The following is a 25,265-nucleotide window of genomic DNA, read 5'->3' as shown; positions in this document are numbered from 1 at the left end:
GGAGTGTACATGTCCATCACGGCGGGCTCGCTATACCGTGACACGGGAAATTTTTTGCGCCATCAGCTGGTCACCATTGTGCTGATAGCATTACTGACATCATTAATTACGGTGATAATCGGCCATGTGTTGACGCCAGGTTCCGATCAGCTCTCGATACTGAGCGAAGGTGATAATGGCGGCGCCAGTTCGTTAATCGAGGTGATCCAAAACCTGTCGCCGGAACAGCAGCAGGTTCTGTTACGCGCTTCTGCAGCCGGCACGTTCGCCTCTCTGGTAGGCAATACGCTGCTGCTCGGCGCTATGCTCTGTTTGATTCCACTGGTGTCGGCAGGTCAACGAACCAGCGCGCTGCGTGCGATTGGCGCCTCCGCTCCTCTGCTGCCGCGTTTGCTGCTGTTGACCTTTCTGATTACGCTGGTGGTGCAGCTTGGCTTTATGGTACTGGTTATTCCCGGCGTTATTCTGGGTATCCTGCTTTCTCTGGCGCCGATCGTTATGGCTATCGAGAAAACCGGTATTTTTGCCGCTATGCGCGCCAGCTCTCGTCTCGCCTGGTCACATATCCGTCTGATTGCACCAGCGGTCATTGTCTGGCTGCTGGCCAAAATGGCCTTACTGCTGCTGGCCTCTTCCTTTACCGTCTTGCCGGCCAATGTCGCCTCCGTCTTGCTTAATGCATTGAGCAACCTGGTTTCGGCGATATTGGTTATTTATCTGTTCCGTCTTTATATGCTGCTGCGTTAAGGCCTGACGGCATACTTTGTATGCCGTTATGCTTTGCTGCCGGGCACGATCTGGAATTCATTATGAAGCAACTACTCGACTTTCTTCCGCTGGTGGTCTTTTTCATTTTCTACAAGCTGTACGATATTTATGTGGCCTCCGGCGCGCTAATTGCCGCCACCGGCCTGGCGCTGGTTGCCGGCTGGATCCTCTACCGAAAACTGGAAAAGATGACCATCTTCACCTTTGTGCTGGTGGCGGTATTTGGCACCCTGACGCTGGTTTTCCATAACGATGAGTTTATTAAATGGAAGGTCACGGTTATTTATACGCTGTTCGCTTTGGCGCTATTGTTCAGCCAGTTTTTTATGGAAAAACCATTAATCCAGAGCATGTTGGGAAAAGAGCTGGAACTGCCGCGACATGCATGGCGTAAACTGAATATTGCCTGGGCGCTGTTCTTCCTGGCATGCGGTCTGGCAAATATCTACGTTGCCTTTTGGCTGCCGCAGGCATTTTGGGTTAATTTTAAAGTATTCGGGCTGACGGGCCTGACGCTACTGTTTACCTTGCTGAGCGGCGTTTATATTTACCGCCTGATGCCGCAGCAGCAAAAATAATTCTGTTCCGCCCGGCCAAATTGCGCCGGGTTTTTATTGTGATAACTAAAGAACTGAGCAATGGATAATAATCGCAAGCCGCAAGGCGAAATGGTGCTACGTACGCTGGCGATGCCGGCAGATACCAACGCTAACGGTGATATTTTCGGCGGCTGGCTAATGTCGCAGATGGATATTGGCGGCGCTATTCTGGCCAAAGAGATGGCCGAAGGACGCGTCGTGACGGTACGCGTCGATGGGATGACGTTTCTTAAGCCGGTTGCGGTGGGAGACGTCGTCAGCTGCTATGCCCGCTGTATCCGTACCGGCAGCAGTTCGATGACCATTAACATTGAAGTATGGATAAAAAAAGTTTCTTCTGAACCGCTGGGACAGTTCTACTGTACGACTGAGGCAATATTTATCTATGTCGCGGTGGATGAAGAGGGAAAATCTCGTCCGTTACCGGCGGGAAAAAGTCATTACCAGGCGCAGGCCAGCGCCGGATAAAAGGACAGCGTCTGCAGCTTAAGACAGGCGTGCCGCGCAAGCGTGGCACGTTGATGCCAATAGCGTTCTGGCGGTAAAGCGTTGCCATAACCTTGATCGCCACGGTGATAACCGCACTATTCGATGCTGGTGCCGCCGTTGATGCGAAACACGATGGTCATCGTCAGGTTGTTGCCTGGCTTACCGCTCTCATAGCGCCATTTTCTCATGGCCTGCTTCACATCACGTTCAAACATATTACGCGGCTGCGCTGACAGAATACGGATGTTATCAACGCGTCCGCTGCTGTCTACGTCATACTGCACGCGTACGCGCCCTTCGATACGCAGAGCAAAAGCACGGGCGGGATAACCGGGCTTACCGACGCTTAGCGCACGTGGCCCGTCAGAAACGGTTCGTGACGGCGCTGGCGACGTTTTCGGAGCCGTAGAGGGTTTAGCCGCCGTGGTGCTGGCGCTATTCTCCTGGAAAGGCGATGCCTGACGCGGTTCCGTCTGCGGTTTGATCTCTTTGCGCGGCTTCACCACCTCTTTTTTAACCGGTTTCGGCTTAGGTTTGGGTTTCGGCACTGGCTTGGGGATCGGCACCGGTTCCGGCTTCGGTGGCTCAGGCGCAGGCTGCGGCTCCGGTTCCGGCTGTGGTTCAGGTTCTGGCGCTGGAGCAGGCTCCGGCGTAGGCTGTGCCTCCGGCTGAACTTCCGGTGCCACCAGCGAGACGCTAATGGGCTGCGACATTTTAGGCGCTTCAACGTTCCGGTTAAACGAAGCATACAACAAAGCGGCAATCACGCTGCCGTGCAGCGCCACTGAAAGCAACATGGATAGTGATAAGCGGCGCGGTAAAGGAGTCGTCAGCGTTGTCATAACTATTTGCCTGGTCAAGTGAGGCTGCAATTTTAGATGCAAATAGCAATCAGTTTCAACAACTCCCCCACCGCCGGAGACAGAAAAAAGCATAAAACCTGCGTTCATTGCTGCAGGTCAACAAGGCATTATCTTTTCATTTGCACAAAACTTTACGATAACTTAACGTAACTGCCAAACTGACCCATCCCTACAGGAGTAACTACCGTGCTATATGTCATTTATGCGGAAGACAATGCCGATTCGCTGGAAAAGCGTAGCGCCGTTCGCCCGGCCCACCTTGCTCGTCTGCAGCTGCTGCGGGATGAAGGTCGTTTAATTGTGGCGGGCCCAATGCCTGCCGTTGACAGTAACGAACCGGGTGCGGCGGGTTTTACCGGCTCGACGGTTATTGCTGAGTTTCCGTCGCTGGAAGCCGCGCAGTCCTGGGCTGAGGATGACCCTTATATCGCCGCAGGCGTGTATAAACAGGTCGCGGTTAAGCCGTTTAAGCGGGTATTTTAAGCGTAAAATATTTCTTTTTTATCTTCTTATAATCCCGGCGATCGGCATGTTGCCGGGATTTTTTATTAAACCTCTGATACGCATCGCTTATTTTTTCTGCAGCAGCCGTATTCTTCGTGTTTCCAGCACGCCGACCGCTCGTCGTTGAACGCCTTATACAATAATGTGCAATCCAGAACTTTCCCGGCACCGGTTGAATAATTGTCAAAATCTTCCAGGCTTAAAAGACGCTTTTAAACTAAGGAAGAAATGATGATTGAACAATATCGCAACTGTATCGAAGCCTGCTATCTTTGCGCGGCAGCCTGTGATAACTGCGCGGCCTCGTGTCTTCAGGAAGAGAATCTTGAAATGATGCGCGACTGCATACGCCTGGATATACAGTGCGCCAATATATGCCGGCTTGCGGCTCAGTTCATGGCCCTGAATAGCGAATCAGCCAAAAAGCTGTGTGCAGTTTGTGCAGAAATTTGCCAGCAATGTGGCGATGAATGTGGCAAGCACCAGCACGATCACTGTCAGGATTGTTCAAAAGCCTGTCACAGATGTGCTGAAGAGTGCCGGAAAATGGCAGCCTGATAAATCGACAGATAAACAAATCCGCTTCGGCGGGTAAATGAGTGAGGGCTGAAAGGCTCTGATGAACATTAAGGGAGCCAGAACGCTCCCTTTTTTCTTACCAGAAATAGTTGATAAACAGCACTGAACGGCGCTGCTGCTGCGCCAGCTGATGGCGGATGGCGTGGATACGTCGATAACGCCGTGACTGCCCTTCCAGCCAGCGAGCCTTTTTACGCTGGGCCTGACGCAACATACGCCAGCGAGCAACTTCATTCCTGCTTCGCTTCATAACCTTTGTCCGATTGCCAAACAACGCGGCGCATTATAGACCTTTTCACCCACTGGCAACATCCTTCTCTGTTGCCGATTAACGACAAAAGGTTTCGCCGGTAGCTATCTCCACGTACACTTCCTGCATCAAAGCGCGAACCGGATTTCCACTTTATGACCACGTTCTATACTCTGATTAGCTGGCTATTGTTTTTCGGATACTGGTTACTGATTGCCAGCGTAACGCTGCGTATCCTGATGAAACGCCGCGCGGTAACCTCCGCGATGGCCTGGCTACTGATTATCTATATTCTGCCGCTGGTCGGTATTATCGCTTATCTTTCTTTTGGCGAACTCTACCTGGGTAAACGGCGGGCAGAGCGCGCACGCACCATGTGGCCTTCCACCGCCCGCTGGCTCAACGATTTAAAAAGCTGTCATTCCATTTTCGCGACCGAACACAGCGATGTGGCGCGCTCGCTGTTTCAGCTGTGTGAAAATCGCCAGGGCATTGCCGGCGTAAAAGGCAACCAGCTACAGCTGCTGACCAGTACTGACGATACGATGAAAGCCCTGATCCGGGATATTCAGCTGGCTCGCCATAATATTGAGATAGTGTTTTATATCTGGCATCCGGGCGGCATGGCGGACGACGTGGCGGAATCTCTGATGGCGGCGGCGCGGCGCGGCGTTCACTGTCGGCTAATGCTGGATTCAGCCGGCAGCGTCACCTTTTTCCGCAGCCAGTGGCCAGCGATGATGCGCAATGCCGGTATTGACGTTGTCGAGGCGCTGCAGGTCAGCCTGCTGCGTGTTTTCCTGCGCCGTATGGATTTACGCCAGCACCGTAAAGTGGTGCTGATCGATAACTATATTGCCTATACCGGCAGCATGAATCTGGTCGATCCGCGCTACTTTAAACAGGATGCCGGCGTGGGCCAGTGGATCGATTTAATGGCGCGGATGGAGGGGCCGGTGGCGACCACTATGGGGATCATCTACTCCTGCGACTGGGAAATCGAAACGGGCAAACGCATTTTGCCGCCGCCGCCGGATACTAACGTGATGCCCTTCGAGCAGGAGAGCGGACATATTATTCAGGTCATTGCCTCTGGTCCCGGCTTCCCGGAGGATATGATCCATCAGGCGCTGCTGACGGCGGTTTATTCTGCCCGTGAGCAGCTCATTATGACTACGCCCTACTTTGTTCCCAGCGACGATTTGCTACATGCTATCTGTACGGCGGCGCTGCGCGGCGTTGACGTCAGCATTATTGTACCGCGCCATAATGACTCACTGCTGGTAGGCTGGGCCAGTCGCGCTTTCTTTACCGAGCTGTTGGAAGCAGGCGTAAAAATTTATCAGTTCGAAGGCGGCCTGTTGCATACCAAAAGCGTGCTGGTGGATGGGCAGCTTAGCCTGATTGGCACCGTTAACCTCGATATGCGCAGCCTGTGGCTTAATTTTGAAATAACGCTGGTGATTGACGACGACGGTTTTGGCAGCGATTTGGCGCACGTACAGGATGATTATATCGCCCGTTCCCGGCTGGTGGATGCCAAACGCTGGGCGCATCGTCCCTGGTGGCAGCGGATCGTTGAACGACTGTTTTACTTCTTTAGTCCGTTGCTGTAAAACGTGCGGAAAATGCTATTACGCCTGCGGGCATACGGGATCAATCATGGACTTAAATAACCGTCTTACTGAAGATGAAACGCTGGAACAGGCTTACGATATTTTTCTGGAGCTGGCGGGCGATAACCTCGATCCGGCCGATATTATCCTGTTTAATTTACAGTTTGAAGAACGCGGCGGCGCGGAGCTGTTTGATCCCTCCGAAGACTGGCGCGAGCATGTCGATTTCGATCTTAATCCCGACTTTTTCGCAGAAGTGGTGATTGGCCTCGGCGAAGCGGAAGGTGAACCGGTAACCGACGTATTTGCCCGCGTTCTGCTGTGCCGTGAAAAAGATCATAAGCTGTGCCATATTTTGTGGCGTGAATAATTCCCCGCTCTTTCGCGAAAAAAGGCTGCGTCAGGCAGCCTTTTTTTATGACGGAACGTTACAGCGGATCGACCTTCAGGCAGGAGACCGCATGACGGAAACTGCCCTCCAGCAGTGGACGGGTTTGCGCGCATTCTGGCCCGGCAATCGGGCAGCGGGTACGGAATACGCAGCCCGACGGTGGATTAATCGGCGAAGGCAGCTCGCCTTCCAGCAGCTGGATACTCTTATTTTTCTCCCTGTCCGGATCGGGGATCGGTACGGCTGACATCAGCGCTCGGGTATAAGGATGCTGCGGATTGTTATATACCTCGCTGTAGGTTCCCAGCTCTACCGCATGTCCCAGATACATCACCAGCACGCGATCGGAAATATGTTTCACCACCGCCAGATCGTGGGCGATAAAAATCAGCGAAAGTCCCATTTCACGCTGCAGCTGCTGCAGCAGATTTACCACCTGCGCCTGAATAGAGACGTCCAGCGCCGATACCGGCTCATCACAAATGATCAGTTTCGGCTCCAGGATCAGCGCGCGTGCAATACCGATACGCTGACACTGACCGCCGGAAAACTCGTGTGGATAGCGGTTAATCAGGTTCGGCAGCAGCCCAACTTTCATCATCATCGCCTTCACGCGATCTTTTATCTCCTGACGCGGCATGCCGGGATGATAAGTGCGCAGCGGCTCGGCAATAATGTCGCCGATATTCATGCGTGGGTTAAGCGAGGCCAGCGGATCCTGGAAAATCATCTGAATATCGCTGCGCGCCTTGCGCCATTCTTCTTCGCTTTGGCCAAGCAGATCGCGGCCCAGCCAGGCAACGCGGCCATCGGTCGCCTTTACCAGGCCGATAATCGCGCGCGCCAGCGTTGATTTGCCGCAGCCGGATTCGCCAACCACGCCCAGCGTCTCGCCTTCATACAGACGCAGGCTAACGCCATCTACCGCCTTTAACGTTTTTGACGGCTGCCAGAACCACTGCTTGCCATCTTTAATATCGAAATGAACCTTAAGATCGGCGATTTCGAGCAGAACTTTTTTCTCAGCTACGGCGTTCATACTAACTCCTCCACCGGCTTAAAGCAGGCGCGCAGGCGTCCCTCACCAAAGGCTTCCAGCGGCGGCGCGCTGGCGCAGATTTCCATGGCATAAGGGCAGCGAGGCTGAAACGGACAGCCTTTCGGCAGGCGCAGCAGGTTAGGCGGATTGCCCGGTATGGTCAGCAGTGATTCCCCTTCCGTATCCAGCCGCGGCACCGCATTCAGCAGCCCCAGCGCGTAAGGATGCGCCGGATGATAAAAGACGTCGCGCGCGTTGCCGTATTCCATCGTGCGTCCGGCATACATCACCAGCACTTTATTACAGATGCCCGCCACTACGCCCAGATCGTGCGTAATCATAATAATGGCGGTGTTAAACTCGCGCTTCAGCTCGTTTAACAGCGTCATGATTTGCGCCTGTACCGTCACGTCAAGCGCGGTGGTTGGCTCATCGGCGATCAGCAGTTTGGGCCGACAGAGCAGCGCCATCGCAATCATCACGCGCTGGCGCATGCCGCCTGAAAATTCATGCGGATACATTTTCATGCGCTTACGCGCTTCCGGCATTTTCACCGCATCCAGCATCCGCACCGACTCTTCAAACGCCTGCGCTTTGCTCATGCCTTTATGCAGCTGCAGCACCTCCATCAGCTGATCGCCCACGCGCAGATAGGGATTCAGCGAAGTCATCGGATCCTGGAAAATCATCGCCACCTGTTCCGCCCGCAGCGCATTAAGCTGCTTCTCCGGCAGATTAAGGATTTCGCGTCCGTTAAAGCGCGCAGAGCCTTCAATGCGCCCGTTGCTGGCCAAAAGGCCCATCAGGGCAAAAGCGGTTTGCGATTTACCGGAGCCGGACTCACCGACAATGCCTAATGTTTCTCCCGCCCGCAGGCTGAAGTTCAGGTCATTAACCGCCGTCACCTCGCCATCCGGCGTGGAAAAGGTTACGCGTAAATCCTTTACGTCGAGCAGTAAGTCGCTTCCCGCGCTTTTCGCCATCGCTGGCTGAACGTCAATCGTACTCATCGGGAAATTCCTTACCGATCTTTCGGGTCGAGGGCATCACGCAGGCCATCGCCGATAAAGTTGAAACAAAACAGGGTAATCACCAAAAAACCAGCCGGAAAAAGCAACAGCCAGGGCGATACCTCCATCGAGTTGGCGCCGTCGCTAAGCAAGGCGCCCCAGCTGCTGAGCGGTTCCTGGGTTCCAAGTCCAAGGAAGCTGAGGAAAGATTCAAACAGGATCATGCCCGGCACCAGCAGTGAGGCGTAAACCACCACCACCCCCAGCACGTTAGGCACGATATGGCGCAGAACAATCTGGATGGTAGAGACGCCGCCAACCTGAGCTGCCTCAATATATTCCTTACGCTTCAGGCTTAACGTCTGCCCGCGCACAATACGCGCCATATCGAGCCAGGAAACCATGCCGATGGCGACAAAGATCAGCAGGATGTTTTGACCAAAAAAGGTCACCAGCAGGATCACAAAAAACATAAACGGAAAGGAATTGAGGATTTCCAGCAGGCGCATCATGACGGAATCTGTTTTTCCGCCCAGATAGCCTGCCAGCGTGCCATACAGGGTGCCGACCACCACCGCCACCAGCGCGGCCGCAATGCCGACCATCAGCGAGATGCGCCCGCCAATCGCCACGCGCACTAACAGATCGCGCCCGGAGGAGTCGGTGCCAAAATAATGACCTGACACCATATCCGGCGCGGCGGACATCATTGCCCAGTCGGTATCATCATAGGCAAAGGGGGAAACCCAGGGCGCGATAATCACAAACAGCGCGATCAGCAGTAAAATAAACAGGCTGAGCAACGCCGCACGGTTATGTATAAAACGACGACGCGCGTCCTGCCACAAACTGCGCCCTTCCACTTCCAGTTTTTCACTGAACGTATCAAGAGATTCGCTATTTTTCTTACTCAAAATCATGGCGAGCCCCGGTATTAATAACGAATTTTCGGATCGATAACGGCATACAGCACGTCAACGATGGCGTTAAACACAATAGTCAGCGTGCCGACTAAAATAGTCAGGCTCAGTACCAGTGAGTAATCACGGTTAAGCGCGCCATTAACAAACAGCTGACCAATTCCCGGTAACCCGTAAATAGTTTCGATAACCATCGAGCCGGTAATAATGCCAACAAAGGCGGGGCCAAGATAAGAAAGCACCGGCAGCAGCGCAGGCTTTAAGGCGTGGCGTAATACAATACGCCGCGTCGACAGCCCTTTCGCACGGGCGGTACGGATAAAATTGGAATGCATAACTTCAATCATCGAACCACGCGTAATACGCGCAATACTGGCGATATAGGCCAATGAAAGCGCCACCATCGGCAAGATCATAAATTTAAGTTCGCCCCCGTTCCAGCCGCCGCCGGGCAACCATTTCAGCGTAATGGAAAATACTAAGACCAGCAGCGGCGCGACAACAAAGCTCGGTATCACCACGCCGGTCATCGCTACGCTCATAACAACGTAATCCCATTTACTGTTTTGATTTAATGCGGCGATGACGCCTGCCGTTACGCCCAGCAGCACGGCAAAAATAAAGGCGGCCGCGCCGAGCTTAGCGGAAACCGGGAACGAACCAGCCACTAAATCATTAACGGTATAATCCTTATATTTAAACGAGGGGCCAAAATCACCGTGCGCCAGCTGCTTTAAATAGTCGGCATACTGCTTCCACATCGGATCGTTTAAATGATATTTCGCTTCGATATTCGCCATCACTTCCGGCGTTAAGGTGCGTTCGCCGGTAAAAGGACTACCGGGCGCCAGGCGCATCATAAAGAAAGAGATAGTGACCAGAATAAATAGCGTCGGAATTGCTTCAAGGCAGCGACGCAGGATGAACTTTAACATTGCTCGTACCTGATGAATCTGGCTTCAGCCGGATAGCTGAAGCCATATTGCTCAACATGGGCGGCCTGAGGCCACCCGGAAGCCTGCATTAATGTTTGATGATATACAGATCTTTATCGTGCGAATTATCCAGCGGATCTTTGCCGGTATAGCCGCCGACGTAAGGTTTCACCAGACGCAGGTTTTTGTAGTAGTAGATCGGCACGATAGCGGAATCTTTATCCAGCACCTTCTCCGCTTCGCCATAGAGCTGGCCTCGCGTCGCCTCATCTTTCGCGCTTAACGCCTGCGCCAACAGCTTATCGAACTCCGGGCTCTTATAGTGCGCGGTATTGTTGCTGCTGTTAGAGAGCATGGTATTCAGGAAGCTGGTGGGTTCGTTGTAGTCGGCACACCAGCCGGCGCGTGCGACATCAAAGTTGCCCTGGTGACGCGTATCAAGGAAGGTTTTCCACTCCTGGTTCTGCAGCTTCACATCGACACCCAGATTTTTCTTCCAGATAGAAGCGGCGGCGATCGCCAGCTTTTTATGCAGATCGGAGGTGTTATACAGCAGACTGAATGAGAGCGGCTTATCCGCCGTGTAGCCCGCTTCGGCCAGCAGTTTTTTCGCTTCTTCATTGCGTTTCTGCTGGGTCCAGTTCATCCACTCCGGTTTGGTCATGGTAATACCGTCGGTGAACGGCGGCGTATAGCTCCAGGCGGGATCTTCGCCCTGCGCTTTTACCTTATTCACGATAATGTCGCGATCGATACCCAGCTTCAGCGCGGTACGCACGCGCGGATCGTTAAACGGTGGCTTCTGGTTATTAATTTCGTAGTAGTAGGTGCAGAGATAAGGATCGGCATGAATTTCCTGCGGGATCTCTTTTTTCAGTTTCTGATACAGCTCAATCGGCAAATAGTTATAGGTCATATCGCTGCCGCCGCTGCGATAGCGGTTAGTATCCGTTACTTCTGAAGAGATAGGCAGGAAGGTGACTTTATTCAGCACGGTATGGGCGTTATCCCAGTATTGCGGGTTGCGCTCTAAAACCAGGCGTTCGTTAATCACCCACTCTTTCACTTTAAATGCGCCGTTGCCGACAAAGTTTTCCGGCTGCGTCCACTTATCGCCAAATTTTTCAATGACGGGCTTATAAACTGGCGACATAGAATGATGAATAATCAGCTTAGAAAAATAAGGCACCGCTTCGCTCAGCGTGACTTCCAGCGTCTGGTCATCAATGGCTTTAATCCCAAGCGTGTCCGGCGACTTTTTACCCGCGATAATATCATCCACGTTTAGCAGGTGGCCGTACTGCAGGTAGCTGGCATAGGGCGATGCGGTTTTAGGATCGGCCAGACGACGCCAGCTGTAGACAAAATCGTTCGCGGTTAACGGCTCGCCGTTTGACCATTTCACATTTTTACGCAGATGGAAGATCCAGACTTTACCGCCCTCTTTACTCTCCCAGCTTTCCGCCACGCCCGGCTGAATTTTGCCATCGGCGTCGGTAATCGCCAGCCCTTCATACAGATCGCGGCTCACATAGGCTTCCGGCACCCCTTCCACTTTATGAGGATCGAGCGACTGCAGCTCGGCGCCGTTGCCTCTGATTAGCTCCTGTTTTTCCGCCAGCTGAACGCCAGCCGGAACATTGGCCGCCAGCGCGCTGTTTGCTAAAGCGCCCAGCGCCGCCATAACGCCAAGCGCCGCCAGGCTTTTTTTTGTGATGTTGGTCATGTTTACTCCAGTTTTTTTATAATTGCCGAGGCGTGAACCTGCGGCTTTCCCCCGCTGTACGGGTTACCTGTCGCGAACCTCGGAACCTGAAGTCGGACAGGGTTTGCTCCCTGTTTCTTGGGGCTGCCATCATCTACCGCCCGTCACCGATCTATCGGGCAGCGAATTAATGTTTGGTTATGTAGTAATACTTAATGTTCTGTCGATCCTGCGGATCTTTGCCGGTGTAGCCGCCAACCCAGGGTTTAACCAGCCGCACGCTGACGCGGTAATAGACCGGCACCAGAGCCGAATCGTTATCCAGCTGCGCTTCCGCCTGTTGATATAATCCGGCGCGCTGCGCATCGTCGGCCACGAGCGACTTCGCCATCAACGCATCAAACGCCGGGCTGCGATAAAAACCGGTATTGGTTGAAGAGTCGCTCAGCAGCATATTAAGAAACGTCGAAGGTTCGTTATAGTCAGAACACCAGGTAGCGCGCGCCACATCGTAATTCCCTTCATGCCGCGTATTCAGCATGGTCTTCCATTCCTGATTCTGCAGCGTGACGTTAGCGCCGAGGTTTTTTTTCCACATCGACGCGGCGGCGATGGCCTGCTTTTTATTTTGATCGGAGGTGTTATACAACAAAGTAAACGACAGCGGCTTTTGCGCACTGTAGCCCGCCGCTGCCAACAGCTGTTTTGCTGTGGCGTTGCGTTCAGCCTGCGTCTGATTAAACCAGGCCGGCGCGGTAAACCTGGCACCGTTAATATAAGGCGGCGTGAAGCCAAAGGCGGGAATTTGCCCTTGCCCCATGATTTTTTCAGCAATGATTTGGCGATCCAGCGTTAATTTAACCGCCGCACGCACGCGCGCATCGTTAAACGGCGGACGCTGGTTATTCAATTCATAATAAAAGGTGCAAAGATAAGGACTGACATGAACCTGCGCGCCCAACGCTTTTTTTAACATCGGAAACAGTTCGGGAGGAATAGCGCTGTTGGTAATATCAATTCCGCCGCTACGATAGCGGTTGACATCGCTGGTTTCCGAGCTTATCGGCAAAAAGGTGGCCGTTTCAATTACCGTATGCGCATTATCCCAATATTGCGGATTTCGCTGCAGCGTAATTTTTTCATTAACCACCCAGCTGTTCAGCGTATAAGCGCCGTTGCCGACGTAATGTTCCGGGCGCGTCCATTTGTCTCCCCACTGCTCGATGCTCTGACGATGAACCGGCTTCAGCGCGGTATGCTCCAGCATCGTCGTAAAGTAAGGTACCGGCTGACTCAGCGTAACCTGCAGATGGTGGTCATCCAGCGCTTTCACTCCCAACGCTGAGGGCGGTTTCTTGCCTGTAATAATCTCATCGATGTTGAGGATATGCGCATACTGCAGAAAACTGGCGTAGGGCGAAGCCGTTTTCGGATCCACCAGCCGTTGCCAGCTGTAAACAAAATCCGCTGCCGTTACCGGGTCGCCATTGCTCCAGCGGGCATTCGGGCGCAGGGTAAATGTCCAGACGTTATTGTGCTGCTGCCACTGCTGCGCAACACCAGGCACCAGATGGCCGAGGTTATCAGTTGAAATCAGCCCTTCCAGCAAATTGGTAATCACATCGCTTTCCGGCACCCCTTCCGTTTTATGCGGATCCAGCGAGGCGACTTCAGTACCGTTATTAATGGTAATAGTTTGATCCTGAGCTAACTGTACTGTGGGCGGCACGCTGGCGGCCTGGGCATTACAAAGCAAAGCCAGGAAAACGGTCATTGCGGCTTTGCCATAACGTTGATGGATTGCTGAATTCATAAACCCTTTTGCTCTTAAAGAGTAACCCACAGGCTGTAAAGCAAAATCCGTTCTCACTTTGCTGGGGACAGAAAAATCTTTAACCGGAAGTTAACAGATGAATTTTTCTTGCGCCAAAAACAAATAGTAAAAATGTTATCTATTTCTCTTTTATCATGATCGCTCATAACACGGAAGCGTTATTTTTACCGATGAATTATGATATATCTTTTTGATATTAAATAATAAAATATCTTATGGCTTGCCATAGACCGCCGCTAAATAAGGTAATCGCCTGGAAAACAAGCAAAAAATCATAACAAATGCTTCACATAGTGTGATCATCTATACCCTGAGCGAAACGCCTGATAAAAGCCTTTTAAAAGAAAAAAATAACGCAGCAACCTGATGTGAAAATAATCACATTTTTGTACGAAAAAAGGAAAGACGATGAAAAATCAGCAGATAAACTAATAATTGTCAGGCATCATTAAGCGACATGAATAGAGGCACCGTAACCGTGCAAGAATCTGCGCAAATGCACCAGATCAGGGCAAAAAAGTGATTCGACAAGAAAATTAAGTCGCGCGGCGAAGAAGAATGAAAGGTAATAACCGATGTAACGAATACATCGGTGTGGAGAGATTAACTCAGCAGACCAGGGAAGCTCGCTTTGAGACCGGTGACAATAAATTCGATGCCCAGCGCCATCAGTAATAACCCCATGATACGCGTGATGACGTTAATGCCGGTTTGTCCCAGCACCCGCACCATAACCGGAGCGGCGCGAAACAGCAGCCAACAGCAAAAGGCAAATAGCGCAATGGCGACGCTAAAGGCCAACAGGTTTATCCAGCTGTGATAGCGCGTGCTCCAGACGATGGTCGAGCTGATAGCGCCCGGACCGGCCATTAAGGGCAATGCCAGCGGCACGACGCCGATACTTTCGCGCACCGCCGTTTCTGATTTTTCCTGTTTATTCTGCTTATCTTCGCCCAGCTTGCCGCTAATCATCGACATCGCGATGGTCACCACCAGGATGCCGCCCGCGATACGGAAAGAATCGATGGAGATGCCAAATATATGCAGAATGGCATCGCCCAGAAACAGCGAGGTCCAGAGGATGATCGCCACGGCAAGGTTCGCCGTCAGGTTCGTTCTGTTCCTTTCAGCCGCCGGCTGATAGCTGGTCATGCTGATAAAAACAGGAATAATGCCGATGGGGTTCACCAGCGCAAACAGGCCAACAAAAAATTTAATATAGCCAGACAGATCCAGTGCAAGGGTATTCACAAACTACTCCGCAAATGCGCCAATGAAAACCGCCCTAATTTAAAGTAAATATCACCCGCTTTCCAGCGGATAACACCAGAACAAAAAGCTTAACTTGCGTTTGAAAACAGGCGCAAAAACTATTGTTAACAAATTGTTTAGTCTGTGATGCGAAAATCTTTCGCTGTTACAGTAGATTAGCTAAAACATGATTGCGGTCAAAAAATAAACAAGCTGAAAGGTGTCAGCTTTAAGGAATATTGATCTAAATCAACAAGCATCTACCTCGATCCAGGTAAGCTGACCCCCATCAAAAGGAATTGATAACGAGTCGCGCTGTAGCTTATCAGCGCCTTCGCCATAGAAACTCTTTCAGTAAACTGCATGGAGTAAGTAAAGCGCAAAACGCGTTATTTGCACGTTCCGTAAAGCGTAATGCCGCATTGCCAACCAGGCTTGTTTACTAATAGAGTTTAACTTCCATCAGGAGAGCATTATGGCCGTTACCAATGTCGCTGAACTTAACGCACTTGTTGAACGTGTAAAACAAGCACAGCGCGAATACGCCAATTTCACTCAAGAGCAGGTTGATAAAATTTTCCGCGCCGCCGCGCTGGCTGCTGCCGACGCGCGTATTCCGCTGGCAAAAATGGCGGTAGCAGAATCTGGAATGGGTATTGTGGAAGATAAAGTGATTAAAAACCACTTCGCTTCAGAATATATTTACAACGCCTATAAAGATGAAAAAACCTGCGGCATTCTGGCAACCGACGAAACTTTCGGCACCATTACTATCGCTGAACCCACCGGCCTGATTTGCGGTATCGTTCCTACCACTAACCCAACCTCAACCGCTATCTTTAAGGCACTGATCAGCCTTAAAACCCGTAACGGTATTATCTTCTCTCCGCATCCGCGCGCTAAAGACGCAACCAATAAAGCAGCGGATATTGTGTTGCAAGCTGCCATCGCCGCCGGTGCGCCGAAAGATATTATCGGCTGGATCGATCAGCCTTCCGTCGAACTGTCTAATCAACTGATGCATCATCCGGACATTAACCTGATCCTGGCGACCGGCGGACCGGGCATGGTGAAAGCAGCATACAGTTCTGGTAAACCCGCTATCGGCGTTGGCGCGGGCAATACCCCGGTGGTCATTGACGAAACCGCTGATATTAAGCGCGCCGTTGCTTCTATTCTGATGTCAAAAACCTTCGATAATGGCGTAATTTGTGCTTCAGAGCAGTCCGTTATCGTTGTGGATGCGGTTTATGATGCGGTACGTGCGCGTTTCGCCAGCCACGGCGGTTACATGCTGCAGGGAGCAGAGCTGAAAGCGGTGCAGGATATCATCCTGAAAAACGGCGGGCTTAATGCTGCAATCGTTGGTCAGCCGGCAGTGAAAATTGCCGAAATGGCAGGCATCAACGTACCGGCAAGCACCAAAATCTTGGTTGGCGAAGTAAAACTGGTGGACGAATCTGAACCTTTCGCCCATGAAAAACTTTCGCCAACGCTGGCGATGTATCGCGCGGAAAATTTCGAGCAGGCAGTCGCTAAAGCCGAGAAACTGGTCGCTATGGGCGGTATCGGTCATACCTCTTGCCTTTATACCGATCAGGATAATCAGCATGAGCGCGTAAATTACTTTGGCGACAAAATGAAAACCGCGCGCATCCTGATTAATACTCCGGCTTCACAGGGCGGCATTGGCGACCTGTATAACTTTAAACTGGCGCCTTCTCTGACGCTGGGCTGCGGTTCATGGGGCGGCAACTCTATTTCTGAAAACGTCGGTCCTAAACATCTTATCAATAAGAAAACCGTGGCCAAGCGAGCTGAGAATATGTTGTGGCACAAACTTCCTAAATCTATTTATTTCCGCCGCGGTTCCCTGCCTATTGCGCTGGAAGAGGTGGCTACCGACGGGGCAAAACGCGCCTTTATTGTTACTGACCGCTTCCTGTTCAATAACGGTTATGCCGATCAGATTACTTCTGTACTGAAATCACACGGCGTCGAAACCGAGATTTTCTTTGAAGTAGAAGCCGATCCTACGCTGAGCATCGTTCGCAAAGGGGCAGAACAGATGCACTCCTTCAAACCGGATGTCATTATTGCCCTTGGCGGCGGTTCTCCGATGGATGCGGCCAAAATCATGTGGGTAATGTACGAACATCCTGAAACCCATTTCGAAGAGCTGGCTCTGCGCTTTATGGATATTCGTAAACGTATCTATAAATTCCCGAAAATGGGCGTGAAGGCGAAACTGATTGCGGTGACCACCACCTCAGGTACCGGTTCTGAAGTAACGCCGTTTGCGGTCGTTACCGATGACGCTACCGGCCAAAAATATCCGCTGGCTGATTATGCGCTGACGCCGGATATGGCTATCGTGGATGCTAACCTCGTCATGAATATGCCGAAATCGCTGGCCGCTTTCGGTGGTCTCGATGCGGTAACCCATGCGCTGGAAGCCTATGTCTCCGTGCTGGCCAATGAATACTCAGATGGCCAGGCGCTGCAGGCGCTTAAGCTGTTGAAAGCTAATCTGGCAGACAGCTATCGCGACGGCGCAAAAAATCCGGTGGCGCGTGAACGCGTTCATAACGCCGCAACCATTGCCGGTATCGCTTTCGCGAATGCTTTCCTCGGCGTATGTCACTCTATGGCTCACAAACTGGGTTCAGAGTTCCATATTCCGCACGGTCTGGCTAATGCCCTGCTGATCTCGAATGTTATTCGCTACAACGCCAATGACAATCCGACCAAACAGACAGCGTTCAGCCAGTACGATCGCCCGCAGGCTCGCCGCCGTTATGCAGAAATCGCCGACCACCTCGGTCTGAGCGCTGCTGGCGACCGCACCGCGCAGAAAATTGAAAAACTGCTGGCGTGGCTGGAAGATATGAAAGCGCAGCTGGGCATTCCGAAATCTATCCGCGAGGCGGGCGTTCAGGAAGCTGACTTCCTGGCGAAAGTCGATAAGCTAGCTGATGATGCATTTGATGATCAGTGTACCGGCGCTAACCCACGTTATCCGCTGATTGCTGAACTGAAACAGATCATGCTTGATACGTTCTACGGCCGCGAATATGCAGAACCCTTTGAGTCCGTCTCTGAAGCGCTCGACGCTCAGCCGGTCAAAGCCGCTAAAGTAGAGAAAAAAGCCAAAAAAGTCTGATTGCCAGACAACAAAAAACCCGCTGCGGCGGGTTTTTTTATCTCTGCGGTAAACAGAAATTCTCCAGCCCTGTCTGAAATATGCCTTTTCACTCCCTACCTAAATCGGTCTGTAAGCCGCCGTGCCGCGTTTAGTTGCACGCGCGCTGTCATCCCCTGTTAACAGCGCTCATTGGGCTGTAAAAAGCCTTTAGCAAGCGTCTCCTTATAATGCTTACGGCACACGGACACATAGCGCTCATTACCGCCGATAACTACCTGCTCGCCTTCGGCATAAGGTTTACCTTCGCTATCCAGACGCAGCACCATGCCCGCCTTGCGGCCGCAATGGCAAATGGTTTTTAATTCGATGAGCTTATCGGCCCAGGCTAATAAATACTGGCTTCCGCTAAATAATTCACCACGGAAATCAGTACGCAAGCCATAACACAATACGGGTATATCCAGATAATCGACTACATCAGAAAGTTCTCGAACCTGATCACGCGTAAGAAATTGGCATTCATCAACAAGTATGCAGTGCACCGGCTTTTTTTCATGTTCTTCAGTAATTTCATGCATCAGTAAAGTCTGATTGTTAAACAATTTAGCCGGTGACGAAAGGCCGATGCGTGAACTTACTTTACCGCTGCCAAAGCGATCGTCTATCTCTGCCGTCCAGACCAAAGTCCGCATGCCCCTTTCCTGATAATTATAAGAAGACTGCAACAATGCGGTGGTTTTCCCGGCATTCATCGCCGAGTAATAGAAATAAAGCTGAGCCATAGGGCTGAACTCCGCCAAAAGGGTTAAACAAAAAAACGGGGACGATTGTATCATAGCGTCAGCAGCCCCGGCGGGATAACCTGCAATATGTTTATCTTCTTTAACCGCGGCGCTTGTTTAACCTTATCTGCCGCTGACGCATAAAGTTGAACCGTGGCATTAAATGATAAAACCTCAATCCAGGTTCTTATTATGGCCCTTTTTTACCCGCTCCGAACCTTAGCGCTTTAAGCGTAATGAAGCTTTCTCTTTAGGTTATGCGATGATTTTAAGCGCTAAGCTGAACAGATAATCCCCTGTAAGCCTAAGGCTGTTTAAGTATAGACTTTAATGCGTCTTGCTTATTTTCGCCTGAGACAACTATAACTTTCCGTCAATTGCGTTATGCAAATCTCACTTTAATAAGACTTTGTGAATTTCTTACAAAATTAACTATTGCAGTTCCTATTTTCCACCTCTATTATTATCAGGCAGAACATTTCTCCCACCCAATATATTTTGAGATTAGGACAATGAGCGAAGCACTTAAAATTCTGAACAACATCCGTACACTGCGCGCCCAGGCCAGAGAATGTACTCTGGAAACTCTGGAAGAAATGCTGGAAAAGCTGGAAGTCGTTGTTAATGAGCGCCGCGAAGAAGAAAGTCAGGCGCAGGCTGAAATTGAAGAGCGCACGCGTAAACTTCAACAGTACCGTGAAATGCTGATTGCCGATGGCATTGACCCAAATGAACTGCTGCAAACTATGGCAGCAACTAAAACAAGCGGCAAAGCCAAGCGCGCTGCGCGTCCGGCTAAATATAAATACGTTGATGAAAATGGCGAAAGCAAAACCTGGACTGGCCAGGGCCGTACTCCTGCGGTAATCAAGAAAGCCATTGAAGAGGAAGGCAAGCAGCTGGATGATTTTCTGCTGTAATTCCTGTTCAGGGTGCTTCTCTTAACCCCATTTCATTATGGGGTTTTTTATTGGTCTTTTTGTCGTATTTGTCACGCCAGGCCACACCCAAAAAAAAGGAAGCCACCGGCTTCCTTTTTTTATTCACTCTCATCAGACTTTATAAAAAGCCCGATACCACTCGACAAAGCGTTTGATGCCCTCTTCTACGCCCGTTTGCGGTTTAAATCCGATCACGTCGAACAGCGCCTGGGTATCCGCGCTGGTTTCCAGCACATCGCCCGGCTGCATCGGCAGCATATTTTTCTGCGCTTCTGTTCCCAACGCTTTTTCCAGCGCCTCTATATAAGCCATTAAGGTAACCGGCTGGCTATTTCCAATATTATAGACGCGGTAAGGCGCAGAACTGGTGGCAGGCGAACCCGTCTCAACCGTCCAGTCAGGATCCTTTTGCGGTATCACATCCTGCAGGCGAAAAATTGACTCGGTTATATCATCGATATAAGTAAAGTCTCTGCGCATTTCGCCATTGTTATAAACGTCAATACTTTCACCCGCGATAATAGCTTGGGTGAATTTAAACAGGGCCATATCCGGGCGTCCCCACGGTCCGTAGACGGTAAAGAAGCGCAGACCGGTAGTCGGGATGCCATACAGATGCGAATAGGTATGAGACATCAGCTCATTCGCTTTTTTCGTCGCCGCATAAAGCGAAACCGGATGGTCTACGCTATCGTCGGTAGAAAATGGCATTTTACGGTTCAGGCCGTAAACAGAGCTGGAAGAAGCGTACAGCAAATGCTCAATTTTATGATGACGACAGCCTTCGAGAATATTAAGGTGCCCCGTCAGATTGGCATCTGCATAAGCGTGCGGATTATCAATAGAATAACGAACCCCTGCCTGCGCGCCCAGATGAATAACACGCTGGAAACGCTGCTGTGCAAACAGTGAAGCTATTGCATCTCGATCGGATAAATCGCCTTCGACAAAAGTAAAATCAGAAGAAGTGATTTGATTAAGGCGGGCACGTTTAAGGTTTACATCATAATAATCGTTCAGGTTGTCGAGCCCGACAACCTGGTGACCGGCCGACAGAAGGCGTTGGGTAACGTGAAAACCAATAAACCCTGCCGCGCCGGTAACCAGATAGTTCATATTTACCTCATTAATTATGCAATTTGAATAGACGCTCCGCGGCCAATTGCATAATAAACAAAACCGCGTTTGCTAATTCTTTCTGGATCATACAGGTTACGACCATCAAAAATCACGGGTTGTTTTAAGGCATTTTTAATAACATCGAAGTCCGGCGCGCGGAAGTTTTGCCATTCGGTACAAATAACCAGCGCGTCCGCACCTTGCAGAGCAGCTTCTTTTGTCCCCATCAGCTTCAGATCCGCACGGTGACCATAGATGCGCTGAGCTTCATCCATCGCTTCCGGGTCAAAAGCCTGTACCGTTGCGCCTGCAGCCCACAGCGTTTCCATCAGCACGCGGCTGGAAGCTTCACGCATATCGTCGGTGTTGGGTTTAAATGACAGCCCCCACAGCGCAAAGGTTTTCCCCTTAAGATCTTCACCGAAATGGCGTTTGATAAAGCCAGGCAGCTTCATTTTCTGATCGTCATTGACCGCTTCCACCGCCTGCAGCAGACGTGGCTTATAGCCAATGGTTTCCGCCGTACGGATCAGCGCCTGCACATCTTTCGGGAAGCAGGAACCGCCGTAGCCGCAGCCGGGATAAATAAAGTGATAGCCAATACGGGGATCTGAACCAATACCCTGACGCACTTTCTCAATATCCGCGCCCAGGCGCTCCGCCAGGTTCGATATTTCATTCATAAAGCTGATTTTGGTCGCCAGCATGCAGTTTGCCGCATACTTGGTCAACTCAGCGCTACGAATATCCATCAGGATCAGACGATCGTGATTGCGGTTAAACGGCTCATACAGCTCGCGCAGCAGCTCAACGACTTCCTCGTTATCCGTTCCGACTACGATACGCTCAGGACGCATACAGTCGCTTACCGCCGCCCCTTCCTTCAGGAACTCTGGGTTAGAGACCACATCAAAGGTCAGATCCAGCCCACGTGCGCTCAGGGTTTCCTGCATTACGCTACGAACGCGATCGGCCGTTCCAACCGGTACGGTAGATTTATCCAGCACCACTTTATGCTCATCCATATGTTGAGCAATGGTGCGCGCTACCGCAGTAACATATTTCAGATCGGCAGAGCCATCCTCGTCCGGCGGCGTTCCCACGGCGATAAACTGCATTACGCCATGCTTAACGCCCTCTTCGGCATTGGTAGTAAAGTTCAGCCGACCCGCTTCATAGTTTTGCTTAACCAGCGGCGTCAGGCCTGGCTCATAAATGGGAATGATCCCTTTCTTCAGATTTTCGACTTTGTTTGCGTCGACATCAATACAAAGAACGTCATGTCCGACTTCGGCCAATACCGCAGCCTGAACCAGACCCACATAGCCGATACCAAATACGGTGACTTTCATTGCGTTATCCTGTTGCTGTGTGAATTACTTTTTATTTTCAACTGTATCGTTCAGCCACTGTTTAAAATCGCTGCCCAGTGACGGATGACGCAGGCCATACTCAACGAAAGCCTGCATATAACCCAGCTTGTTGCCGCAGTCATGGCTGACGCCTTTCAGGTGATAAGCTTCAACCGTTTCTTTTTCCATCAGCATGGCAATGGAATCGGTCAGCTGAACTTCACCGCCTGCGCCCGGAGGGGTTTTCGCCAGCAGCGGCCAAATATCGGCGGAAAGAACATAACGACCGACGACGGCCAGATTGGACGGCGCTTCGTCCGCCTTCGGTTTTTCTACTACGCCAACCATCGGCGCGCTGTCACCCGGCTGCAGTTCAGCACCCTGGCAATCGACCACGCCGTAAGCGGTAACGTCCGCTACCGGCTCAACCATAATCTGGCTACGGCCGCTTTCGTCGAAACGGTTCAGCATGTCTGCAAGGTTATCTTTGGTCGGGTTAGATTCATACTCATCGATAATGACGTCGGGCAGAATAACCGCAACCGGCTCATCGCCAATCAGCGGATGCGCGCACATTACCGCGTGGCCCAGGCCTTTTGCGATGCCCTGACGCACCTGCATAATGGTGACGTGCGGCGGACAAATAGACTGAATTTCATCCAGCAGCTGACGCTTAACGCGTTTCTCCAGCATCGCCTCTAGTTCAAAACTGGTATCAAAATGGTTTTCAATCGAGTTTTTTGAGGAGTGTGTAACCAGCACAATCTCATTAATCCCGGCAGCGATACATTCGTTAACGACATACTGAATTAACGGCTTATCAACCAGCGGCAACATTTCCTTCGGAATGGCTTTGGTTGCGGGCAGCATGCGCGTCCCTAAACCGGCAACAGGGATTACCGCTTTTTTTACTTTTGACTTATAGGCAGACATTAAGATACCTCTCTTATAGGCCGTTCAAGTTAATACTTGATATGTCGATTTAAAAAACGAAACGAGTATATCAGTTCAGGAGCGCCGGATTTATCCTGGATAACTTCTTTCTGGCGAAATTAAGATTATTACCCAAGGGTAAAACTTATACTAACCACTGTCGGTGCAGCGCAAAAATAAAAAGCATTCGCTTATTATTCAGGCGACAGCATCAGCCGCAGCCGTCCTCCATTCCCCCATACCTGACATTGCCAGGCATCGCCCTGCTGGTTAATTTGGTTGAGATATGTACTCCCCATCGTGCCTAAAGGCACACCGTTTCTAAGTTGTATTTCTTGTCCGCTAATGTTCAGCGTTGCGTTTAAGCCGGCCGAAACCAAAATCAGGTTTTTATACGTTTGATGATAATACCCGACTAATAATGGAAACTGCCCTTTAAGATTTGCCTGACGCAATAACAAATTAACCTGTTTAAGCACGCTGCTTAATTCAGGTAAGCGCTGTTTTTGCCCGGAAAGCTGCTCCTGCAACAGCCCGTTGAATAACGCGCGTAACAGTAGCGCAGCCAGCACGCCATTATCCCCGGCGCGCGTGACGTCCAGGCAGTAAAACGCCAGATCTTTATCGGATAAAGCAGCGATGTCCAGGACCAGCCCAGGCTGTTCCGCCATAGTAAGCTGGCGATAGTTCATCCGGCAGTTGGCGATAACCTGCTGCACCGGCGGCTGTAGCTGCTTGAGCAGCTTGGCGGCCGCATTCGGATCGCTGACCAGCGCATCCCAGTCCTGAAACAGCTGTTCTTCTTCTTCAACCTGGGAAGTAAACATTGAGGGATAAAGACACTCATAGACCGCCTCGCGCAGGCGCTCCATATCTTTGATCGGTTTGAGCAGCACATCCTGTACGCCAAGACGCAGGACATGTGCAATATCGGACATCTGCTCGGTAGCAGAAATGACCAAAATGGGAACTTGATTGCCGTGGGTGCGTAAATGTTCCACTAACTTGATGCCATTCATACGGGGCATTTCTAAATCGCAAATCAGCAAGTCGGGCTGATGGAAGCGCAACGTTTCGATAGCATCAAGACCATCGCTGGCGACCAGGAGTGTAGCGCCAAGCGAATATAAGAAATTTTCCAGCAGGGAGCGGAAAACAACTTCATCCTCCACGATCAGGATCTGTTTTCCGTTTAATGGTTTTTCCATTGTTTTCCCCCATAAGCCAGATAACTCAATAGTGGTTCAAAAAACGCACTTGTGCCTGTCAGAATTGCCTGAAGTAACATGTGTGATTGACCCATTTTCATTACCGGCTTCGTACTAACGGTAATAATTCATCCATTTTTTTCTCAACCGCAGCTCTTCCGGCTGCAATCGCTTCCTCTGCACGATGAAAATCAAGCGTACTGATCTGGGGACAATAAGGCTGTATTAATACATCCGGCGGGTCCCCCGCCATGCGGTGACGCTTCAGGCGATTTTCAAGTACCTGAATTGAGGTTGTCATAATCTCCAGCGCGCCAGGCGAAAGAGAGGTACGACGCTGTGTTAAATGTTGTGCCAAACGTTGACGCAGTCTGCTGCGCCAGGTTATGGATTCCTCCAGCATGTTTTGCGTGGGTGTGGCAGAGAACAGATCCTGCTGCATAAGATGCGCATCGTGCTGTAAATCCACGGCGATAATAATATCCGCCCCCAGCGCTCTGGTAAGGGATACCGGTACGGGATTCATCACCGCGCCATCCACCAGCCAATAGCCGTTATGCCTGACCGGCGGCAGCAGGCCCGGCATACTGCAGGAGGCGCGTACTGCCTGATGCAAATCGCCTTCGGTTAACCACAGCTCTCGTCCGGTGCTCAGGTTAGTGGCTACCGCGCCAAAACGAATATGACACTGTTCGATAGACTCATCAGGCATTAAATGACGAATGTGGTTAAATACGCGATTGCCTCGCAGTAAACCACCCCGCTGCCATGAAAAATCCATCAACCGAATCACATCCCAGTAGCCAAACGATCTTACCCACTTTTCCAACAGCGGCAAACGGTCGGTCGCACAGGCGGCGCCAACCAACGCGCCAACAGAGCAGCCGGCAATAACATCAATACGGATCCCCGCGCGCAACAATGCATCAATCACGCCGATATGCGCCCATCCTTTGGCAGCGCCTGAACCTAACGCCAGTCCTAACTTTACCTGTCTCATTGCATTCCTGTTTTAACCCCTTTTCACTGAAT

At 51.1% G+C, this 25,265-nt stretch carries 24 protein-coding genes; 9 read left to right on the top strand and 15 right to left on the bottom strand.

The genetic code is table 11. From position 1 onward, the window contains the following. The first annotated feature begins 9 nt into the window (after window positions 1-9). The 3 genes from COO59_RS03265 (at window position 10) to yciA (ending at window position 1,835) form a co-directional block, all read left to right on the top strand. Window positions 10-747 (top strand): YciC family protein, encoded by a 738-nt coding sequence (locus COO59_RS03265; protein ID WP_103058416.1) that lies wholly within the window; start codon window positions 10-12, stop codon window positions 745-747. A gap of 62 nt (window positions 748-809) precedes the next feature. Further along, window positions 810-1,346 carry a septation protein A gene (locus tag COO59_RS03260; RefSeq protein ID WP_103058698.1) on the top strand — a complete coding sequence of 179 codons (537 nt, stop codon included), beginning with the start codon at window positions 810-812 and terminating at the stop codon, window positions 1,344-1,346. 60 nt (window positions 1,347-1,406) lie between these two features. Further along, on the top strand, window positions 1,407-1,835 hold the full coding sequence (gene yciA / locus COO59_RS03255; RefSeq protein WP_103058415.1) for an acyl-CoA thioester hydrolase YciA: 429 nt from the start codon (window positions 1,407-1,409) through the stop codon (window positions 1,833-1,835). A 116-nt stretch (window positions 1,836-1,951) separates the two neighbouring features. Here the strand turns inward: yciA and tonB are convergent, their stop codons facing one another. Next, window positions 1,952-2,698 (bottom strand): TonB system transport protein TonB, encoded by a 747-nt coding sequence (gene tonB / locus COO59_RS03250; RefSeq protein ID WP_103058414.1) that lies wholly within the window; start codon window positions 2,696-2,698, stop codon window positions 1,952-1,954. Window positions 2,699-2,905: 207 nt separating this feature from the next. Here tonB and COO59_RS03245 point away from each other — a divergent pair, with 207 nt between their 5' ends. Both COO59_RS03245 and COO59_RS03240 read left to right on the top strand, forming a co-directional pair. Further along, complete coding sequence (locus tag COO59_RS03245) at window positions 2,906-3,202, top strand: YciI family protein (RefSeq protein ID WP_103058413.1); 297 nt, start codon at window positions 2,906-2,908, stop codon at window positions 3,200-3,202. Between the two features lie 252 nt (window positions 3,203-3,454). Continuing rightward, window positions 3,455-3,781, top strand: coding sequence for a four-helix bundle copper-binding protein (locus COO59_RS03240; protein ID WP_103058412.1), 327 nt, complete (start codon window positions 3,455-3,457; stop codon window positions 3,779-3,781). A gap of 97 nt (window positions 3,782-3,878) precedes the next feature. Here the strand turns inward: COO59_RS03240 and COO59_RS20770 are convergent, their stop codons facing one another. Then, window positions 3,879-4,052 carry a YciY family protein gene (locus tag COO59_RS20770; protein ID WP_133158584.1) on the bottom strand — a complete coding sequence of 58 codons (174 nt, stop codon included), beginning with the start codon at window positions 4,050-4,052 and terminating at the stop codon, window positions 3,879-3,881. A 155-nt stretch (window positions 4,053-4,207) separates the two neighbouring features. On the opposite strand from COO59_RS20770, the gene cls reads away from it, so the two are divergent. Both cls and COO59_RS03230 read left to right on the top strand, forming a co-directional pair. Further along, complete coding sequence (gene cls / locus COO59_RS03235) at window positions 4,208-5,668, top strand: cardiolipin synthase (RefSeq protein ID WP_103058411.1); 1,461 nt, start codon at window positions 4,208-4,210, stop codon at window positions 5,666-5,668. 46 nt (window positions 5,669-5,714) lie between these two features. Continuing rightward, entirely contained in the window at window positions 5,715-6,038 is a 324-nt protein-coding gene (locus tag COO59_RS03230; protein ID WP_103058410.1) for an HI1450 family dsDNA-mimic protein, read from the top strand. Window positions 6,039-6,096: 58 nt separating this feature from the next. Here COO59_RS03230 and oppF read toward each other — a convergent pair whose 3' ends face one another. The 7 genes from oppF to COO59_RS03195 form a co-directional block, all read right to left on the bottom strand. Further along, window positions 6,097-7,098: a murein tripeptide/oligopeptide ABC transporter ATP binding protein OppF gene (gene oppF / locus COO59_RS03225; RefSeq protein ID WP_103058409.1), complete on the bottom strand. Its 1,002-nt coding sequence runs from the start codon at window positions 7,096-7,098 to the stop codon at window positions 6,097-6,099. Further along, window positions 7,095-8,108, bottom strand: coding sequence for an ABC transporter ATP-binding protein (gene oppD / locus COO59_RS03220; protein WP_103058408.1), 1,014 nt, complete (start codon window positions 8,106-8,108; stop codon window positions 7,095-7,097). Before oppD ends, oppF begins: the two co-directional genes overlap by 4 nt. An 11-nt stretch (window positions 8,109-8,119) precedes the next feature. Beyond that, entirely contained in the window at window positions 8,120-9,028 is a 909-nt protein-coding gene (gene oppC, locus COO59_RS03215) for an oligopeptide ABC transporter permease OppC (protein WP_103058407.1), read from the bottom strand. Window positions 9,029-9,042: 14 nt separating this feature from the next. Then, entirely contained in the window at window positions 9,043-9,963 is a 921-nt protein-coding gene (gene oppB / locus COO59_RS03210) for an oligopeptide ABC transporter permease OppB (RefSeq protein ID WP_103058406.1), read from the bottom strand. Between the two features lie 88 nt (window positions 9,964-10,051). Further along, window positions 10,052-11,689, bottom strand: coding sequence for an oligopeptide ABC transporter substrate-binding protein OppA (oppA, locus tag COO59_RS03205; RefSeq protein WP_103058405.1), 1,638 nt, complete (start codon window positions 11,687-11,689; stop codon window positions 10,052-10,054). Window positions 11,690-11,855: 166 nt separating this feature from the next. Next, window positions 11,856-13,442, bottom strand: a complete 1,587-nt coding sequence (locus COO59_RS03200) for an ABC transporter substrate-binding protein (protein ID WP_103058697.1) — start codon at window positions 13,440-13,442, stop codon at window positions 11,856-11,858. A 663-nt stretch (window positions 13,443-14,105) separates the two neighbouring features. Then, entirely contained in the window at window positions 14,106-14,753 is a 648-nt protein-coding gene (locus COO59_RS03195; RefSeq protein ID WP_103058404.1) for a YchE family NAAT transporter, read from the bottom strand. A gap of 475 nt (window positions 14,754-15,228) precedes the next feature. Here COO59_RS03195 and adhE point away from each other — a divergent pair, with 475 nt between their 5' ends. Continuing rightward, window positions 15,229-17,916, top strand: coding sequence for a bifunctional acetaldehyde-CoA/alcohol dehydrogenase (adhE, locus tag COO59_RS03190; protein ID WP_103058403.1), 2,688 nt, complete (start codon window positions 15,229-15,231; stop codon window positions 17,914-17,916). A gap of 158 nt (window positions 17,917-18,074) precedes the next feature. On the opposite strand, the gene tdk is transcribed toward adhE, so the two are convergent. Further along, a complete protein-coding gene (tdk, locus tag COO59_RS03185) occupies window positions 18,075-18,680 on the bottom strand; it encodes a thymidine kinase (protein WP_103058402.1) in 606 nt (201 codons plus the stop codon). 512 nt (window positions 18,681-19,192) lie between these two features. Between tdk and hns the strand changes: the two genes are divergently transcribed. Beyond that, on the top strand, window positions 19,193-19,600 hold the full coding sequence (hns, locus tag COO59_RS03180) for a histone-like nucleoid-structuring protein H-NS (RefSeq protein ID WP_085071573.1): 408 nt from the start codon (window positions 19,193-19,195) through the stop codon (window positions 19,598-19,600). 132 nt (window positions 19,601-19,732) lie between these two features. Here hns and COO59_RS03175 read toward each other — a convergent pair whose 3' ends face one another. From COO59_RS03175 to rssA, 5 genes are all read right to left on the bottom strand, one after another. After that, a complete protein-coding gene (locus COO59_RS03175; RefSeq protein WP_103058401.1) occupies window positions 19,733-20,737 on the bottom strand; it encodes an NAD-dependent epimerase in 1,005 nt (334 codons plus the stop codon). Window positions 20,738-20,751: 14 nt separating this feature from the next. Beyond that, complete coding sequence (locus tag COO59_RS03170; protein ID WP_103058400.1) at window positions 20,752-22,092, bottom strand: UDP-glucose dehydrogenase family protein; 1,341 nt, start codon at window positions 22,090-22,092, stop codon at window positions 20,752-20,754. 24 nt (window positions 22,093-22,116) lie between these two features. Continuing rightward, a complete protein-coding gene (galU, locus tag COO59_RS03165; protein WP_103058399.1) occupies window positions 22,117-23,025 on the bottom strand; it encodes a UTP--glucose-1-phosphate uridylyltransferase GalU in 909 nt (302 codons plus the stop codon). Between the two features lie 194 nt (window positions 23,026-23,219). Next, on the bottom strand, window positions 23,220-24,233 hold the full coding sequence (gene rssB / locus COO59_RS03160; protein ID WP_103058398.1) for a two-component system response regulator RssB: 1,014 nt from the start codon (window positions 24,231-24,233) through the stop codon (window positions 23,220-23,222). Window positions 24,234-24,333: 100 nt separating this feature from the next. Continuing rightward, a complete protein-coding gene (gene rssA, locus COO59_RS03155) occupies window positions 24,334-25,233 on the bottom strand; it encodes a patatin-like phospholipase RssA (protein WP_103058397.1) in 900 nt (299 codons plus the stop codon). Between the last annotated feature and the right edge of the window lie 32 nt (window positions 25,234-25,265).

Source organism: Mixta theicola (assembly GCF_002895925.1).
In the GTDB taxonomy this organism is placed as follows: Bacteria; Pseudomonadota; Gammaproteobacteria; order Enterobacterales; family Enterobacteriaceae; genus Mixta; species Mixta theicola.
The sequence above is the reverse complement of the archived record's forward strand: the minus strand, read 5'-3'. Positions and strand labels throughout refer to the sequence as shown.